Consider the following 19,310-nt stretch of genomic DNA (forward strand, 5'->3'; position numbering starts at 1 on the left):
CCCGTCACTGACTGCTTTTGTCAGGCGCCGGCTGTTCGGCGCCCCGGATATTCGCCATGAAGCTATCGGCCGGCAATGGATGCCCCAATAAGTAGCCTTGCAAGGAGTCACACCCTAGCCGGGTGAGGAACCGCTGCTGCATATCGGTCTCCACCCCTTCAGCGACAATTCGCAGGCCCAGGGCCTGGCCGAGGGCCACGATGGCCGAGACGATGGCCGCGTCATCGCTGTCATGTTCCAGGTCACGCACAAAACCGCGGTCGATCTTCAACTCGTTGGCCGGCAGGCGCTTGAGGTACATCAGGCTGGAGTAACCGGTGCCAAAGTCATCGATGGACAGGTCAACCCCCATGTCCGAGAGCTGCTGCAATACCGTCATGCTTGCATCAGCATCGCTCATGGCGGTGGTCTCGGTGATTTCCAGCGTGAGGCTGTTGGCTGGCAATTGGTGCCGTTCCAGTGCAGCCGCTACGCTGTTGACCAACCCGGCGTGGCAGAACTGCAACGCCGAGAGGTTCACGGCAATGCGCCAGTGCTCATAACCCTGTGCGTACCACTGACTCATCTGGCGACAAGCTTCATCGAGCACCCATTCGCCGATGGGAATGATCAGCCCGGTTTTCTCCGCCAGTGCAATAAACGTAGCGGGCATCAGCAAGCCCTGATGCGGATGCTCCCAGCGCAACAGCGCCTCGGCCCCCACAGCAAGACCGCTGACGGCGTCGAACTTGGGTTGGTAATGCAAACGAAATTGCCCCTGCTCAAGGGCAATGCGCAGGTCCTGCAGCAATTGCAGTTGTTTGCGCGCGTTGGTGTTCATCGACACATCGAAGAAGCTGTAGCCATTCTTGCCCATGCCCTTGGCGTGATACATCGCCGCGTCGGCGTTCATCAGCAGCTCCTGGGGGTTGCTACCGTTGCCCGGGAACATGGCGATGCCGATGCTGGCCGAGATCTGCAACTCATGCTCGGCCACCGTGAACGTGCGGTTGATCAGGCCCACCTGGCGCTCGGCCAAGCCCATCGCATCATCGGGCTGGGTGAGTTGCACCAGCAACACGAACTCATCGCCGCCGATACGGGCCAAGGTATCCTGGCTGCGCAAGTCCTCGCGCAGGCGCAAGCCAACTTCGCGCAGCAACTGGTCGCCCAGGTGATGACCAAAGGCATCGTTGACCGGTTTGAAACCATCCAGGTCGATAAACATCAAGGCAAAGCAACCGCCCCGCTCGTGCACCGCCTGGATGCCTTGTTGTATGCGATCTGCCAGCAAGGTGCGATTGGGCAGGCCGGTGAGCATGTCATGCAGGGCCAGGTGGGTGAGTTCCTGGTTGGCCAGGGTCAGGGAATCGGCGAGTACGGCGGTGCGCGCTTCCAGGCGCGCATCCAGCACCGACGTCAACAGCGCAATGACCAATACCGCCAGCGAAGTGACCAAGACCAGGTTATCCAGGCCCTTGCCGCTCAGGCCCGTCAGTGCGGCACCGCAGAAGCTGTCATCGGCAAAGCGCGCCGCAGCCATCCCGGTGTAGTGCATCCCAACGATGGCCACGCCCATCACCACGGCTGCGCCGCCCCGAGCCAGACGCACATAAGGTGTGTTGCGCCGCAGGTTGAAGGCGATCCACAGCGCGGCGCCGGAAGCCACCACCGCGATCAACAACGAAGCGCCGAACAAGGCCGGGTCGTAGTCGATGCCCGGCGTCATGCGCATCGCGGCCATGCCGGTGTAATGCATGCTGGCGATACCGGCCCCCATCACCAGTGCGCCAAACGCCAGTTGCCAGGCCGGCAAGCGTGGCTGGCTGACCAGCCATAACGCGAAGCCACTGGATAGCACGGCGATCAACAGCGACAACAGGGTAATGCCTACCTCAAACCCAAGGGCAAACGGCAGGCGCAGGGCCAACATCCCGATAAAGTGCATGGACCAGATGCCGACGCCCATCGCCACTGCGCCCCCCGTGATCCACAGGTAAACGGCACGCCCCTTGGCGGTCGCGATACGCCCGGCCAGGTCCAAGGCGGTGTAGGACGCCAGGATGGCCACGCACAGGGAAATCACGACAAGGGAGGTTGAATAGCTACCGATCAGCATGGGACGTCTCGCAGGCGACCGGCGCAAAAGCCCGTGCCGGGTGGCAAATCGGGCGATTGTAGCGAGTATGAATACAGGACAGGTGATTAATTAATCCATTGGCCATCACGCAATTTCTGGCGTCAATCGGCTGGCTTTATCTGGCTGTTTTCAACCACATCATGGACATCAAAATGTGCGGGGCTTGCGCAGATTTCCTGTGGGAGCGGGCTTGCCCGCGAAGGCGGTGTGTCAGTCACCGCATCTGCTACTGCACTAACGCTTTCGCAGGCAAGCCAGCTCCCCACAGGGTGCTGTGCTTGACTGACTGGCATTGGGGCAAGCCCACACATTTGATCTTGCTCCCACAGGATGCGCGGCGTATCCGGTTACTCCTTTTCGGCCAGGGAGGTCTGGCCATCCCAGCCTCCGCCCAATGCTGCGATCAACTGCACACTGGCCACCAGCCGCGACTGCAGCAAGGTCAATACCGTGCGCTCGTTGCTCAATGCCGTCGCCTGCACCGTGACCACATCCAGATAGGCAATCAACCCGGCCTTGTACTGGTTTTCGGTCAAGCGCAAGGATTCACGCGCGGCTTCCAGTGCTTCATTGCTAACCACCGCCTCATCGGCGAGCACCTTGAGCTGGACCATGTAGTTTTCCACCTCACGGAAACCGTCCAGTACGGTCTGGCGGTATTTGGCCACGGTCTCGTCATAGCTGGCCACGGTGCGGTCGACTTCCGCCGAGCGCTGGCCGCCATCGAACAGGGTCATCGCCAGTTTCGGCCCTACCGACCAAAAGCGGTTTGGCAGGCTGATCCAATCTTCATAGGTGCTGCTGGAGTAGCCCCCCGCCAAGCTCAAGGTCAGGTCGGGGTAATAGGCAGCCTTGGCCACGCCAATATTGGCGTTGGCGGCGATGACCGAGCGCTCGGCCGAGGCGATATCGGGGCGACGCTCGAGCAACTGGGACGGCAGGCTCACCGGTATCTGCGGCAGGGCCGGGATGTCTTTGCTCACCGCCAGGTTGAAGTTGGCTGGCGCTTCACCGATCAGTACGGCGATGGCGTTTTCCAATTGGGCACGCTGCCAGATCAGATCAATCAGGCTGGCCTGAGTGGTCTTGAGCTGGGTTTGCGCCTGGGCGATGGCATCCTTGCCAGCCACACCGGCACGGTATTGGTTTTCGGTCATTTTCAATGAGCGCTGGTAGGTGTCCAGCGTGGCTTGCAGCAAACGCGTCTGCTCGTCCATGACCCGCAGTTGCAGGTAGCTTTGCACCAGTTCGGACTGTTGGCTCAGGCGCATCGCGGCCAGGTCGGCCGAGCTCGCCTCGGCGCTGGCTTCGTTGGCCTCCAGGCCTCGGCGCAACTTGCCCCAGATATCGGCTTCCCAACTCACGCCCAACTGGGCGTTGAGGGTGTCTCGGATACCGCTGCTGGAACTGCTGAGGCTGGCACTGCTGCTGCCGGTGCCCTGGCTGGCGCGGGTCTTGCCGACGCTCAGGTCAACGCTGGGGTAAAAGGCCCCCCGTGAGCTGCGTACCAGCGCCTGTGCCTGGCGAAAACGCGCCTCGGCCTGGGCGACGGTCTGGTTGGACGTGTTAAGGCGCACCACCAGGTCATTGAGTTGTCGGTCACCGTACAGCTCCCACCAGGCGCCACGCGCCAGGGAGTCGCTCGGGTTAGCCTGGCGCCAGCCTTGGGCCTCCTTGAACTGCACCGGCTCGATGACGTCCGGGCGTTTGTAGTCAGGGCCGATGGCGCAGGCGCTGAGCAACACACCACACATCATCACGGCCAATAACTTCATGCCATTTCCGGCAGCTTTATTGTGGCGAGGGAGCTTGCTCCCGCTGGAGGGCGAAGCACTCCCAGGCTTTTTGGGGGCCGCTTCGCAGCCCAGCGCGAGCAAGCTCCCTCGCCACAGCAGGCCCGCAGCTACGAGGGATTGGGTTGAGTCGGTCATAGCGCAGTGTCCAGGGCAGCATCGGTACGCACGCCGCGCCAGGCGTTGAAGCGATGGCGCGCGCGGTCCAGGTAAAGGTAAACCACCGGGGTGGTGTAAAGGGTCAGGACCTGGCTGAACACCAGGCCGCCAATAATGGTCAGGCCCAACGGGTGGCGCATTTCTGCACCATCACCACTGCCGAGCAGCAACGGCAAGGCACCGAGGATCGCGGCCAGGGTGGTCATCAGGATCGGCCGCAGGCGCAACAGGCAGGCGCTGCGGATCGACTCCAGCGGGCTCATGCCATCGTTGCGCTCCAATTGCAGCGCCAGGTCGATCATCAGGATCGCGTTCTTCTTCACCACGCCGATCAACAGGAACAAACCCAGCAGCGAGATCAGGCTGAACTCGCCCCCGAGCAGGTAGATCGCCAACAACGCACCGACACCGGCCGACGGCAGCGTAGACAGGATGGTCAGCGGGTGGATGTAGCTTTCATACAAGATACCCAGCACCAGGTACACCGCCACCAGCGCGCCGAGAATCATGAACGGCTGGCCTTTCTGGGTCGCGGCGAACGCATCGGCAGTGCCGGCCATCTTGGCGATCACATCCTCGGGCAACCCGACTTTGGCAATCGCACGCTCGATAGCCGCCGTGCCCTGCTCCACCGTGACCCCGGGCGCCATGTCGAAGGCGATATTCTCCGAAGCGAACTGGCCTTCATGGCTGACGCGGTCGTCGGCCAGGCTGTTCTCATAGTGGGCAATGGTCGACAACGGCACCCGTGCGCCGTCGGCGGTGATCACCTGCATCTGATTGAGGGTGATCGGGTCCTGGGCGTATTTGGGGTTGACCTCCATCACCACCTGGTACTGGTTGAGACTGTCGTAAATGGTAGAAATCTGCCGCTGGCTGTAGGCGTTGTTGAGCACTGCCGTGACCATGTCCATGTCGATGCCCAGGCGCTTGGCCTGGTCGCGGTCGACAATCAACGTCACCTGGGCCGCGCCGCGGCCTTCGCGGGCGTCGATGGCGGTCAGCTCCGGCAACTCACGCATCGCCGCCACCACTTTCGGGTACCACAGGCGCAACGCGGCCAGGTCGCCGCTTTGCAGGATGTAGGAATATTGCGCGCTGGTCTGGTCGCGGCCGCCCCCGAACTGCAGGTCCTGGTCGGCCATGAGGAACAAGCGCCCGCCCGGCACCAGCGGCACCTCCTTGCGCAGGCGCTCGATCACCGCCTGGGCGGAGATCTTGCGTTCGCCAAGCGGCTTGAGGCGCACCAGCATCACTGCGTTGTTAGTGCCTTGGTTGCCACCGATAAAGCCGGCCACACTGAGCACCGCCGGGTCCTTGAGCACCGCCTGGCGAAAGATCTCCATCTTCGGCTGCATGACGCTGAACGACAGGCCATCGTCACCGCGCACAAAGCCGATCAACTGGCCGGTGTCCTGCTGGGGCATGAAGGTTTTGGGCACCACCACGTACAGCGCGATATTCACGCCCACGGTGACGAACAGGCTGAGCAAGGTCAGGCGCCGATGGCGCAGCACCCAATCCAGGCTGGTGGCGTAGCCGGCGACCATGCGGTCGTTGACCTTCTGGCTCCAGCGTTGCAAACCGGTCTGCCGGTCCTTCGCATGCGGCTTGAGCCAGCGGGCGCACAGCATGGGCGTCAAGGTCAGCGAGACAATCAGCGAAACGATGATCGCCGCCGACAAGGTGATCGAAAACTCACGGAACAGGTTAGTGACGATCCCGCCCATGAACAGGATGGACAGGAACACCGCCACCAGCGACACGTTCATCGAGAGCAAGGTAAAACCGACTTCCTGAGCGCCCAGGTACGCGGCTTTCATCGGTGGCACGCCGTCGTCGATGTGCCGGGAAATGTTCTCCAGCACCACGATGGCATCGTCCACGACCAAACCGGTGGCGAGGATCAGCGCCATCAGCGAGAAGTTGTTCAGAGAAAACCCGTACAGGTACATCACCGCGAAGGTGCCCACCAGCGATACCGGCACCGCCAGGGTCGGGATCAGCGAAGCACGGAAGTTACCCAAGAACAGGTACACCACCAGGATCACCAGCCCCACGGCAATCAGCAGGGTCATTTCCGCCTCATGCAGGGTGGCAGTGATCACTGGCGAGCGGTCCATGGCCAGGCTGAGCTTGACGCTGGACGGCAACACCGCCTGCAACGCCGGCAACTGGGCCTTGATCTGCCGCACGGTTTCGATGATGTTGGCGCCGGACTGGCGGTTGATCACCAGCAACACCGCCGAATCATTGTTGAAGAAGCCGCTATTGTAGCGGTCTTCCACGCCATCAGTGATCTTCGCCACGTCCTTGAGGCGCAGGGCGGCGCCGTCCTGATAACGAATCAGCAGGGGCTCATAGTCCTTGGCTTTCTCCAACTGATCGTTGGCCTGGATCTGCCAGTTGCGCTCGCTGTCTTCCAGCGAGCCTTTGGGCCGGCGCTGGTTGGCATTGGCGATGGTGTTGCGCACATCGTCCAGGGCGACGCCGTACTGATCGAGGGCCTTGGGTTCCAGTTCGATGCGCACCGCCGGCAGCGAACTGCCGCCGATCTGCACTTCGCCCACACCCGGCACCTGGGACAGGCTCTGGGACAGAATGGTCGAGGCCAGGTCGTACAACTGGCCTTTCTGCAACACGTCGGAGGTCAGCGACAGCACCATGATCGGCGCCTGGGACGGGTTGATCTTCTTGTAGGTGGGCATGCTGCGCATGCCACTGGGCAGCAGGTTGCGCGACGCGTTGATGGCCGCCTGCACTTCCCGCGCCGCCCCGTTGATGTCGCGGTCGGAATCGAACGCCAGAATCACCCGGGTAGAGCCCTGGCTCGACGAACTGCTCATGGTGGTGATACCGGCAATCGCGCCGAATGAGCGCTCCAGCGGCGTGGCCACCGTAGACGCCATCACCTCGGGGCTGGCGCCGGGCAAGCTGGCCGACACCACGATCACCGGAAAGTCGATCTGCGGCAATGGCGACACCGGCAACAAATTGAAGCTGACGCCACCGAGCAACATGATCGCCAGGCTCAGCAGCATGGTCGCGACCGGCCGGCGGATGAAAGGTCCGGACAGGTTCATGGCGCAACCGGCTCCAGGCGTTGTGGCTCTTTGCGCCAGCGCCGGCCAAGACGATCGAAGTACAGGTAGATCACCGGTGTGGTGAACAGCGTCAACACCTGGCTCACCAGCAACCCGCCGACCATCACCAGGCCCAGGGGCTGGCGCAGTTCGGCGCCGGAGCCGCTCGCTAGCATCAAAGGCACCGCGCCGAACAAGGCAGCCAGGGTCGTCATCAGGATGGGCCGGAAGCGCAACAGCGCGGCCTGGTAGATCGCGGTCTGCGGGTCCAGGCCCTGGTTGCGTTCGGCGTCGAGGGCGAAGTCGATCATCATGATCGCGTTCTTTTTCACGATACCGATCAGCAGGATGATGCCAATGATCGCGATCATGCCCAGGTCATTGCCACTGAGCAGCAACGCCAGCAAGGCCCCCACCGCCGCCGACGGCAAGGTCGATAGGATAGTGATCGGGTGGATGTAGCTCTCATAGAGCACACCGAGCACGATGTACATGGTGACCACCGCCGCCAGGATCAACAGCAAGGTGCTCGACAACGAGGCTTCGAACGCCTGGGCCGCGCCCTGGAACTGGGTTTGCACGCCCACCGGCATGCCGATGTCCTTCTGGGTCTGGTTGATCAGTTCCACGCCTTTGCCCAGCGCTACGCCGGGCGCCAGGTTGAACGACATCATCACCGCTGGGAACTGGCCGATATGGGCAATTGCCAATTGCGCCTGGCGCTGTTCCACATGGGCCAGGCTCGACAGCCGTACCTGACCACCGTCAGTGGTTTTCACATGGATCTGGTTGAGGGCCGCCGGGCCGAGGGTTTCGCCGGACTGGGCCTGCAACACCACTCGATACTGGCTGGCCTGGGTGTAGATGGTGGAGATCTGGCGCTGGCCGAAGGCGTCATACAGCGCATCGGTGATGGTCGAGACACTTACGCCCAGGCGCGAGGCCGCGTCGCGGTCGATCACCAGGTACACCTGCAAGCCTTTGTCCTGCAGGTCACTGGCCACGTCGGTGAGTTCCGGCAACTGGCTGAGGGCGTGTACCAGCTTGCCGCTCCATAACGCCAACAACTCGGCGTCCGGGGAGGACATGCTGAACTGGTACTGGGTACGGCTGACCCTGTCCTCGATGGTGAGGTCCTGCACCGGTTGCATGAACAGGCGGATACCCACCAGCTTGTCGATCTGCGGTTGCAGGCGGGTGATGACCTCGGCTGCGCTCAAGTCGCGCTGGCCGTGAGCCTTGAGGTTGATGAGCAAGCGGCCGCTGTTGAGGGTGGCGTTATCGCCATCCACGCCAATGTAGGACGACAGGCTCTCGACCGCAGGGTCGGCGAGAATGATCTTCGCCAGTTCCTGCTGGCGCTGGCTCATGGCCGCAAAGGAAATCGACTGCGGCGCCTCGGAAATCCCCTGGATCACCCCGGTGTCCTGCACCGGAAAAAAACCCTTGGGCACCACCAGGTACAGCACCACCGTAAGCCCCAGGGTGGCGATCGCCACCAGCAACGTCAGCGGCTGGTGCTTGAGCACCCACTGCAACTTGCGGCCGTAGGCTTCGATCAGCCAATCAATCCAGGCGCCGCTGGCTTTGTAGAAGCGGCCCTGCTCTTCTTCCTTGGGTTCGCGCTTGAGCAGGCGCGCACACATCATGGGCGTGAGGGTCAGGGACACTAACAGGGAAATCAAGATCGCCACTGCCAGGGTGATGGCAAACTCACGGAACAGCCGCCCGACCACGTCGGCCATGAACAGCAACGGGATCAATACCGCGATCAACGACAGCGTGAGGGACACCAGGGTGAAACCGATCTGCTTGGCGCCCTTGAGCGCGGCCGCCATCGGCGTCTCGCCTTCCTCGATATAGCGCGAAATGTTCTCCAGCATCACGATGGCGTCGTCCACCACAAACCCGGTGGCGATGGTCAGGGCCATCAGCGTCAGGTTATTGATGGAGAATCCGGCCAGGTACATCACACCAAAGGTGCCCACCAGGGACAGCGGCACGGCGATGGACGGAATGATCGTGGCGCTGACCCGGCGCAGGAACAGGAACGTCACCATGACCACCAGAGCAATGGCGATCAGAAGCTCGTGTTGCACGTCTTTGACCGAAGCGCGGATGGTCTGGGTGCGGTCGGTGAGCACCGTCACGTCCAGGCCGGCCGGCAGGTTGTCGGTGATGCTCGGCAGCAGGGCCTTGATACGGTCTACCACCTCGATCACGTTGGCGCCCGGCTGGCGCTGGATATTGAGCAACACGGCCTGGTTCTCGTTGGCCCAGGCGGCAAGGCGCTCGTTTTCGGCGCCGTCGACGATCTGCGCGACATCCTTGAGCCGCAGCGGAGCGCCATTGTTGTAGGCCAGGATCAGTTCGGCGTATTGCTCGGGCGAGACCAGTTGGTCGTTGGCGTCGAGCATCGAAACGCGGGTGGGGCCGTCAAAGTTACCTTTGGGCTGGTTGACGTTGGAGGCGGCGATCAGGGCGCGTACGTCCGAGAGGTTCAAGCCATTGGCCGCCAGGGCCTCGGGGTTGACCTTGATACGCACGGCCTGGCGCTGGCCACCGGCGATGCTGACCATGCCGACACCGCTGATCTGCGCGATTTTCTGCGCCATGCGTGTGTCGACCAAATCATTGAGCTTGGGCAGCAACATGGTCTTGGAGGTGATTGCCAGGGTCAGCACCGGGGTATCCGCCGGGTTGACCTTGTTGTACACAGGCGGCGCCGGCAGATCCTTGGGCAACAGGTTGGTGGCGGCGTTGATCGCGGCCTGCACCTGTTGCTCGGCCACATCCATATTGATGTCGAGGTTGAAACGCAGGGTCAGCACCGAGGCGCCGCCGGAGCTGGTAGAGGCCATCTGGGTCAGCCCGGGCATCTGCCCGAACTGGCGCTCCAGCGGTGCGGTGACCGCGCTGGTCATCACATCGGGGCTGGCGCCGGGGTACAGGGTCATCACCCGGATAGTCGGGTAATCCACCTGGGGCAACGCCGACACCGGCAGCAGGCGGTACGAAATGATGCCGGCCAAGACAATGGCCAGCATGCTCAGCGTGGTGGCGACCGGGCGAAGGATGAACAGGCGCGACAGGTTCATGAACCGACCTTTTGCGCCTTGCCGGCGTCAGCCCCGGTCTCCCCTTTCGCTGCGGGCTTGCCTTGCAGGTGCTCGGGCGGCGTGGTCGGCACCTCGCTGCTGGCGTTGACCACTTCGATCTCGCTGCCGTCCTTGAGGCGGTCGGTGCCTTCCAGCACCACGCGGTCGCCAGCGACCAGGCCTTCCTTGATCACGGTGTTTTCGCCATCGGTGTCACCTACCACCAAGGGCTGGACCTTGACCTTCTTGTCGCCGTCGAGCTTGTAGACAAAGGTGCCATTGTTGCCGAACTGGATCGCCGCAGATGGCGCCAGCACCACGTTCTTCAAGGTATCAGCCAGCAGGTGCACATTGACGAACTGGTTGGGGAACAGCGCCTGGTCCTTGTTATCGAAACGCGCCTTGAACTTCAGCGTGCCGGTGGTGACGTCAATCTGGTTGTCCAGGCTTTGCAGTACACCGACCGCCTGCTTTTTCACGTCGCCACGGTCCCAGGCTTCCACGGGCAACTTGTTACCGGCGTGGTAACGAGCCAGCACGGTTTCCAGGGTATTTTCCGGCAGGGTGAAGGCCACGCTGATTGGCTGGGTCTGGGTGATTACCGCCAGGGCGGTGGTGTCGTTGGCGGCGACGAGGTTGCCGACGTCAAGCTGGCGCAAACCGACCCGGCCGCTGATGGGCGCGCGGATTTTGGTGAATTCCAGGTTGAGCTTTGCGTCGTCCACCGCGCCCTGGTTGGTCTTGACCGTGCCCTGGTACTGCAACACCAGCGCTTCGGCGGTGTCCAGGGTTTGCTTGGCGATACTGTCCTGGGCATACAGGTCGCGATAACGCTGTACATCGACCTGGGCGTTCTTCAACTGGGCCTGGTTCTGCAGCAAGGTGCCCTGGGCCTGGAGCAAGGCGTTCTGGTAGCTGCGCGGGTCGATTTCTGCCAGCAGGTCACCGGCCTTGACCATTTGCCCTTCCTCGAAGGCGATCTTGACCAGCTCGCCGCCCACCCGGCTGCGCACATTAATGGTGTTCAGCGCCGTGACCGTACCCAGCGCCTTGTAGTACACCGGGAACTCACCCAGCACTGCAGGGGCCACGCGCACCGGCACTGGGCCAGTGGACCCGCCGAAGCCCGGGCGCGCCATGCCGGTTTTACCCGTGTGCCCGGCCGGAGCGTCTTTATGGGCCGCGCCGCTGGGCCAGAATTTCCAGCACAGGCCGGCGATAACCAGCAGCACGAGCAGGCCAAACAGCCAGCGGCGGGAGTTGCGGGGGGAGGATTGCATGGAGTGATCAACCATTGGGCGCGAGAGCTTCTACTTTGGGAGGCTGAAAGATAAGCACTGGGGGGCCTTAAGAAAAGCACCTTTACCGGCTATTTACTTTGGGCTTACAACGTTTAACTTCTGATCTTAGTCCACCGGCTATTTCGCTAAACCGCTGACGCTCAAATAAAAACGGCCTGGACTAGGCCAGGCCGCAATCATGCATCATACGTGTTACTGCCAAACGACAGTCATACGTAGAAACAGTTACTTCAACACAGCCAGGGCGGCGTCGTAGTTTGGCTCTTCAGCAATTTCCTTGACCAACTCGCTGTGCAGCACGTTGTCGTTTTCATCCAGCACCACGACAGCGCGAGCGGTCAGGCCCTGCAGCGGGCCGTCAGCGATGGAAACACCGTAGTCAACGGCGAAGTCGGCATTGCGGAAATCCGACAGGTTCTTAACGTTTTCCAGGCCTTCGGAGCCACAGAAACGCGCTTGGGCGAATGGCAGGTCGGAGGAGATGCACAGGACCACGGTGTTGGCCACATCGTTGGCCTGGGCATTGAACTTGCGCACGGAAGTGGCGCAGGTTGGGGTATCAACGCTTGGGAAGATGTTCAGCACTTTGCGCTTGCCGGCAAAGGTAGCCAGGGTGGCGTTGGACAGGTCGCCGGCGGTCAGGGTGAAGTCTGCAGCTTTGGCGCCGACTTTCGGCAGTTCGCCTTCAACCTGGACCGGGTTGCCTTTAAGGGTGACTTGAGCCATGAACGGAATCCTTATGCTGGTTTTTGGTTAAACAAATTCGAGAGGCGGAAGTTAACCACAAAGTGCCGACGCTACCTACCGCCAGACACAAATTGTCATGTCGTCAGGTTGTGGTTTAATTGCGCGCTTTTCGCCCGCCCTTCAAGGAAACCGTCGTCGATGAATCAGCCTGTCACCAAAGTCCTGGTCATTGGTTACGTCTGGCCGGAGCCCCGCTCCTCGGCCGCGGGCGGGCATATGATGCAAATCCTTGAGAGTTTTCTTACGCAAGGTTGGGACATTACCTTCAGCAGCCCGGCCACCATTGGCGAGCACAAGGCCGACTTGCCGGCACTCGGGATCGCCGAACGCACCATCGAACTGAATAACAGCAGTTTCGACGACTTTATTCGCGAACTGGCCCCGGATATCGTGCTGTTCGACCGTTTCATGATGGAGGAGCAATTCGGCTGGCGCGTAGAACAATGCTGCCCCGACGCCCTGCGCGTGCTGGAAACCTCCGACCTGCAAAGCCTGCGCGACGCCCGTCACCAGCGGCTCAAAGAGCAGGTGAAAGCCCAACCCGACAGCGACGACTTCAGCGCCCTGTTCGCGCCGGCGCTGGAAGACGAGTTCCAACGCATGGCCGACACCGACCTGGCCAAACGCGAAATCGCCGCCATTTACCGCTGTGACATCAGCTTGATGATCTCCGACGTGGAAATCCGCCTGCTCACCGAACAGTTCAAGGTGCCTGCCGCCCTGCTCCACTGGTGCCCCTTGATGCTGCAACCGCCCACCGACGCATTTGCGCCCTTTGACGACCGTGCGCATTTCCTCAGCATCGGTAACTTCCGCCACGCGCCCAATTGGGATGCGGTGCTGTGGATGAAGCACCGCCTGTGGCCACTGATCCGCCAACAACTGCCAGGCGCCCAATTGCATATCTACGGCGCCTACACCCCGCCCAAGGCCACCGCCCTGCACAATCAGGCCCAGGGTTTCCATGTAATGAACTGGGCCGAAGATGCGCTGCAAGTCATGACCGCCGCGCGCATCTGCCTGGCACCGTTGCGCTTTGGCGCGGGCATCAAGGGCAAGTTGGTCGACGCCATGCTGTGCGGCACGCCCAGTGTCACGACCCCAATCGGCGCCGAGGCCATGGGCGATGACCAGCCCTGGCCCGGCGTGATTGCACAGGATGCGCCGGCCCTGGCTGCCGCTGCCGTGGCCCTTTATCAGGACCGTGAGCGCTGGACCCGGGCCCAGGAACACGGGCGCCAACTGCTGGCCCGGCGCTATGACCAGAACATCCACGGGGCCGCCTTGGTGGAATGCCTGGAACGCTGTCGCCGCGACCTCGCTGCCCATCGCCGGGACAACTTCACCGGCAGCATGCTGCGCCACCACGCGCATAAAAGTACCCAATACATGTCCCAGTGGATCGAGGCGAAAAACCGCACCCTGTAAACACTGCTGCTGGCGAGGACGTGCGTGACGGGGCATTATCCTACGCAGCGATCACAATAAAGCGACGGCAGCATGACCCGAGCAACGCGCATCACCGACCCTTCATACGAGTTAATGGACGACCACAACGGCCTGTCCATCATCTATCGCCAACACGGCTTCCCCTGCCCGCTGGTGCGCTGGCACTTCCACAAGGAATACGAGCTGCACCTGATCGTCGCCAGCTCCGGCAAGGTGTTTATCGGTGACTACATCGGCAACTTCTACCCCGAAAGCCTGTTCCTCACCGGCCCCAACCTGCCCCATAACTGGATCAGCCAGGTGGAAGAAGACGAAGTGGTGCCCAAGCGTGACATGCTGGTGAACTTCACCGATGACCTGTTCGAGAGCGGCAGCCATATTTTTGCTGAACTCAAGAACCTCGCACCGCTGCTGGAGCGCGCGCAGTACGGCATCGAATTTCGCTGCAAAAAAACCATCACCCAGGCCATGACCTTGATGCAACACATCGAGGACGCCAAGGGCATGGCGCGCCTGGGGCAGTTTTTTATCTTGCTGGACGTGTTGAGCGTGTGCGAGGACTACCAATTGCTGTCCGGCGTAACCACGCCGCAATTGGCCGACGAGCACAGCATAGACCGCACCAACCGGGCAGTGGATTACATCTTTGCACATTACGCCCGCGAGCTGCCGCTGGAAGAAGTGGCGCAATACCTGGGGATGAAGCCGACCTACTTCTCGCGGGTGTTCAAGCAGGCGACCGGTCGCACCTTTATCGAATTCGTCAACCGGCTGCGCATCAGCAAGTCCTGCGAATTACTCGCGGACGGTGACAAGGCCGTCACGGATGTGTGCTTTGAGTCCGGCTTCAACAATATCTCCAACTTCAACCGGCGCTTTCAGCAACTCAAGGGCATGACCCCTTCCCACTATCGGCGGTTGGCGATGCAGCGGTTGACGGAGCAGAACCTGATGCCTGTAGACACCTCGCACTTCAGTTAAAAAACCGCAAGCTGGCCATCTGGCGAACGCTCTCACGCCTGTCCCGATCACATCCCGTAATAGCTGGGGCGGAACGCCTCCCTGTGTATGACCAAAAAGCTACAAGTCAGTTGCTGCCAGACAACTCGACCACGCGCTTTCTTATCGTACCCATGAGGCCCCCATGAGCATTATTGCAACGTACTCGCCCTTACCCACCCCGCCCCGAAATTTGCCTCCATCCCCTGCAACAGTGGACGCGCAAACCAGCTTGATTCGGACCCCACGCAGCCCATCGGCCGGTGTAGTGACCCTGGAAGGCCGAAACACAGCCGAGCCGTTGGTGAGTCAGGCTGACGCGGACATGGCAGATAAACTCGCCACCGCCCTGATGGAGGAGGTCAATGTACACGCTACCAGCCGTTACATGCCGTCTTCCTTCGGCACAGTCCATGACATTCCAACTCACTCAACATTCGGGCAGCTTTGGTCACAGCTGACGCACGCACTCAAAAACGAGCCGTTCGCGACGTTTGCGAAGAATAACAACATCAACCTTTCAAACCTGAAACTAACGCCTTCCGGATTTCTGGATGGCACCATTAACGGCAAACGCAGCAGTTTTTCCAAATACGACGATGGCTTCGAGGAAGCCGCTGTCAACGTCTTCGAGGTTGTGCGCAAACTCTCTACGAACAACGTCCCGATTCTGTATATCGGCGAACACACCGCCACCACCCATGCCGTCGGTGCTTTTTACGCCATGAGGGTTCCGACGACGAAGGCCGAGGCACTCGAGCAAATCCGGGTGTTGCAGGATATCAAGACATTCCCATCGCTACTTGCTCCTGAAGGCAATGCTGCGCGGCCCCACCGACAGGACGTTCAGCACGTCAGGCATATGCGGGATGAAGCCATACAGAACCTTGCGCTGCAGGTCATGCTTGAGCCTGGCAAGTTCCCCCAGGCACAACGCCCGGACGTCGTGCAGCCGCCGGCGCCGCCCGGCAGCGCAGAACCGGCCACCACACCGATCGGAACCTCGAGCGCCACCACTGACCCCGTCGCAGATATTGCCCGTCGCCAGTTTGCCGGTGAGCCCAACGTTTACTCGGTGGTCGCTCGAGTGCTAAGCGACAGGCTGAAGGAAGCCTCTCCAGGGCTGGATTTCGACATCAACCAGATTGCCATTGAAACGCCCGATCCGGACAATCCCTCCAAACCCAAGCGCACACAATTGATGGCACTTGCCTTCGACTACCTGACTGGCGGTGACGCCCCAGACTTCCTCGATTCCGCCAGGGCGTTTGACACGCGTCCCGATCGACTGGCACGCACAGGCACCGCTGCCGACACTCCGCTAGACCTCGACTTTTCAGCTCTGAGCGGCGTCATGGGTGCGCTGCCGGACCGACTGAACCAGGCCTATGAGGCAAATTTGCGTGAGTACTGGGCCAAACCTGCGTTCAACACGGGCATTGATACCGGTGCCGTTTTCAGCGGCAGTCACCGGACGTTGGTCAGCCGCATTCTGAAAAGCAACCTGCAACTGGCCAGCCTTAAACAATCCGGCCTGGATGATGAACAGCGCAAGACCATCGACATGGTCGTGAGGCATCCCGAAGGCGCCACGCGCCCCGCCCCACTTGACCCCAACTCATCGGGCGCCACCGTCTACAGCCTGGCCGACTCCGCACCGAACATGGTGGTTCATCGCTACCTGGCGCAAGCCAATCGCGACATCCTGCTGCTGGTGGAGCCCAACGGCAAAATCACTCCCTTCAACAGTTGGGATGAGCTCGAAAGCCTGGGCGGTTCAAAGGAAGAGATGACCGGCAATCTGTTCGATGGCCAGGCCGACGTCCTCATCAATCGGCATCTCGGCAGCAGTCTGATTTCCCCTGCCTCCCCACGTGGCCCGGACAGTTCGGTGCAGGAGCCGCCCACACTGCCCGACTGGATGAGCAACGCAGGCGAGGCCGAGCGTTTCATCATGCATGAACTCAGCCTGGGACTGGCCAGTTTCAACCAACTGAACGAAGGCCGCAGCTACAACAGCGATATCAAGGACATCCACACGTTCGCCCAGCAGCAATTCGACTTTTTGCCCAGAAGCAAAAAACTCACGGCGCACCCCGCGGCTAAACTCGAGGTGGTCTTCAAAGTCGCTTATGGGGCACAGGGTACCGCCGGGGAAATCGTCCGCCAGACCATGAGCCTGACAGACATGCTCCTCAATAACTTGTCAGGATTACCCAGCGGCCAGATTGAGGTCTTTTACAATACAGGGCTCAAGTATAAAGGCTCTGACTTCAAAGTCAGGGTGCCGGAGCTAGAGAAAGAAGGCGTACTCAAGCAGTTGGTCGACGACCTTGATATCGGCAAAACCTACCCTGACTTGCTGAGGAAAAAACTGCTTGAGGACCAAACCGAAAAAGCCCGGCGCCAGGCACTGTTCGCTCAGCAGGTACCGCTGGAGCTGCAGTTCAAGGCGCTGGAACTGAGCATCAAGGCAGAGTCCGGTTTCAACACCACAGGTTTTCGCTACGTTCAGGAGCTATTCAAGCCAGGCCCTGGCCCCAGGATCGTTGATGGCCAGGAAATCGTGATCCGACCGCTGGCGTTCGATAACCGGGCCAATGGGAAAACCGATGTGGTCGAAGGCGCCTATCTGATCGAACCCAAGGACAGCACGAACGGCCCGCACATCCTGTACCGCCCCCTGATGGGCGATGCGTCGTTGATGCAGTTTCCAACCCGCCAGGCGCTGCTGGAAGCCATACAGAACAAAGGCAAGCTGCAAAATGACATCCTCGCCTGGTTGCCTGACGAACAGACCCGCAACACCTACAGTGGCAACGGTTTCAAACATCCAAACCTGGTGATATTCGGTTTAAACCTGGGCTCTGTCCCGATGAACAAAACTATTCCCTTGGCCATGGATACCCGCCTGCAACAGACGCTGCAGGCGGGAACATTGATGAACCACCTGTACGAAGCCAACGCCCGCAGCTTGATCACCTTGGCCGGACAGCAATCGACAGCCGACGCACAAAGCCGCTGGGCGAGCCTCAAGGAAGGCGGTTTCCTGTTGCTCAATTCTGTCCTGCCAGTATTGCGCGGGCCCGGTGCCATGCTCGGCTTGATGATGCAGTCCCAAGGCATAATCAATGACCTGGGCGTCCTGCTCGATGATGACGCGCAAAATAAAGAGGCGGCCCTGACGGACCTGCTGGTCAACCTGACGACGTTGCTCGCCCAGTTCAAGGAGCGCTCATTGTCGGAGCCTTCAGCCGTCACCTCAAACAGGTCGGCAACCAACACCAGCGTATTGATCGACGGCGATGCACGCCTTACCCCGCCGCCACAACGCTTTCGAATGGGAGGCCCGCTGGAAAAGATCACACCTGTGGACGGTGAGATCCAGACCAATGTAGATACTTACAATCGTAAAGGTGAGGAAGTTAAACGCTTGAATATCATCGGTCACGCGGCCAAGCCTGAAGGTGAGCAAGGAGCGCTGATTGTCGGGGAGAATGACAAAGTCTTTACGGCTGAAGACATCAATAATGAGCTTTTCGCCCGTGGCATTGACATCAGGAATTACCCGGAAGTGCGTTTGCTGGTCTGTTACTCCGCCAAGGGCGGTGATAACTCGCTGGCATCACAACTGCACGCGCTGACTGGCGTGCCGGTCAAAGGTTATGAAGGCCCAGTGGACGTGAGTTACACATCTGGTACGGGCATAGACCCTGAGGATATCTACAAAACTGCCCTTGCAAAATACAAGGCAAAGTACCCAAGATTTTCTAAAGCCGACATTATCGAATTGGCAGAGATGGAGTTAAACAAACAACTGAAAGACGTTGATATATTTACCCACGTGGAAAAACAGAGTGGCAAAAAAGTAAATGTTAACTGGGGCACTATTAAAAAACCTATTTGGGAGGAGATCGAAGTCGATTACCGGCCCAAGCGCTTCGGCTCGTCCAAGAAACGAACAAGTGCGGCCCCTGCCGAAATTCAAAGCCCCTCGAAAGAACTCAACGCCCTGGGTGAGTACAAGGATTTCAAGGATCTACCCGAGCCTGAAAAAATTAAAAACAGTATTGCCTTTACCCCCTCTGAAGACGGCCAGTATGAGTACTTCCTGGATCGACCAGCGGGCAGTAATGAAATCCGATTAAACATCATTGGGCATGGCGACAAAGGTGGAGTGACCTTCAAAAGCGAATTGAAAAATGCGCAGTCTTATTCACCCGAAGCGTTCGTTGGACTGATCGCGCCCATGCTGGAAAAAACCAGCGCTACCCAAATCAGAATGATCAGTAGTAAATCCGGCAGTACAGGTTTCGCTGAAGAGTTATCCAAACGCTTGAACGTTCCCGTGAAGGCCCCCGTCGGTACTGTCACACAGTTCGAAGTCATGAAGGACAGGTATTGGATTTTGGAAAAGCTCCCCAACCCACGTCGACCCCATGACCATGAGTGGAAAATCTTTACTCCCCCCGCCTCCGCCAGCTCGCGAGCTTTGAGGTTATGAGCCCGCGCGCAGGGCGGCGCACCCGTTGACTGAGCAGAGCCTGGCTTGAGCAAGCGCC

General features: G+C 60.3%; 9 protein-coding genes. 3 read left to right on the forward strand and 6 right to left on the reverse strand.

Annotated features, from left to right (window positions below; all coding sequences use genetic code 11):
- Positions 1 to 4: 4 nt before the first annotated feature.
- From OC445_RS21445 to tpx, 6 genes are all read right to left on the reverse strand, one after another.
- A complete protein-coding gene (locus tag OC445_RS21445) occupies positions 5 to 2,098 on the reverse strand; it encodes a putative bifunctional diguanylate cyclase/phosphodiesterase (RefSeq protein WP_127881359.1) in 2,094 nt (697 codons plus the stop codon).
- Positions 2,099 to 2,466: 368 nt separating this feature from the next.
- On the reverse strand, positions 2,467 to 3,894 hold the full coding sequence (locus OC445_RS21450; RefSeq protein ID WP_057977224.1) for an efflux transporter outer membrane subunit: 1,428 nt from the start codon (positions 3,892 to 3,894) through the stop codon (positions 2,467 to 2,469).
- A gap of 152 nt (positions 3,895 to 4,046) precedes the next feature.
- Positions 4,047 to 7,154 (reverse strand): efflux RND transporter permease subunit, encoded by a 3,108-nt coding sequence (locus OC445_RS21455; RefSeq protein ID WP_198791043.1) that lies wholly within the window; start codon positions 7,152 to 7,154, stop codon positions 4,047 to 4,049.
- Complete coding sequence (locus OC445_RS21460; protein WP_262020336.1) at positions 7,151 to 10,252, reverse strand: MdtB/MuxB family multidrug efflux RND transporter permease subunit; 3,102 nt, start codon at positions 10,250 to 10,252, stop codon at positions 7,151 to 7,153. The genes OC445_RS21455 and OC445_RS21460 overlap by 4 nt, the downstream gene beginning before the upstream one ends.
- Complete coding sequence (locus OC445_RS21465; protein WP_054897448.1) at positions 10,249 to 11,547, reverse strand: MdtA/MuxA family multidrug efflux RND transporter periplasmic adaptor subunit; 1,299 nt, start codon at positions 11,545 to 11,547, stop codon at positions 10,249 to 10,251. The genes OC445_RS21460 and OC445_RS21465 overlap by 4 nt, the downstream gene beginning before the upstream one ends.
- 231 nt (positions 11,548 to 11,778) lie before the next feature.
- Positions 11,779 to 12,279, reverse strand: coding sequence for a thiol peroxidase (gene tpx / locus OC445_RS21470; protein ID WP_003190967.1), 501 nt, complete (start codon positions 12,277 to 12,279; stop codon positions 11,779 to 11,781).
- Positions 12,280 to 12,438: 159 nt separating this feature from the next.
- On the opposite strand from tpx, the gene OC445_RS21475 reads away from it, so the two are divergent.
- The 3 genes from OC445_RS21475 (at position 12,439) to OC445_RS21485 (ending at position 19,252) form a co-directional block, all read left to right on the forward strand.
- Positions 12,439 to 13,728 carry a glycosyltransferase gene (locus OC445_RS21475; RefSeq protein WP_181125110.1) on the forward strand — a complete coding sequence of 430 codons (1,290 nt, stop codon included), beginning with the start codon at positions 12,439 to 12,441 and terminating at the stop codon, positions 13,726 to 13,728.
- 72 nt (positions 13,729 to 13,800) lie between these two features.
- Complete coding sequence (locus OC445_RS21480; RefSeq protein ID WP_034127646.1) at positions 13,801 to 14,730, forward strand: AraC family transcriptional regulator; 930 nt, start codon at positions 13,801 to 13,803, stop codon at positions 14,728 to 14,730.
- 163 nt (positions 14,731 to 14,893) lie between these two features.
- Positions 14,894 to 19,252 carry a dermonecrotic toxin domain-containing protein gene (locus OC445_RS21485; RefSeq protein ID WP_262020337.1) on the forward strand — a complete coding sequence of 1,453 codons (4,359 nt, stop codon included), beginning with the start codon at positions 14,894 to 14,896 and terminating at the stop codon, positions 19,250 to 19,252.
- Positions 19,253 to 19,310: the final 58 nt, after the last annotated feature.

Source organism: Pseudomonas sp. Pse35, from assembly GCF_024519715.1.
GTDB classification, from domain to species: Bacteria; Pseudomonadota; Gammaproteobacteria; order Pseudomonadales; family Pseudomonadaceae; genus Aquipseudomonas; species Aquipseudomonas paracarnis.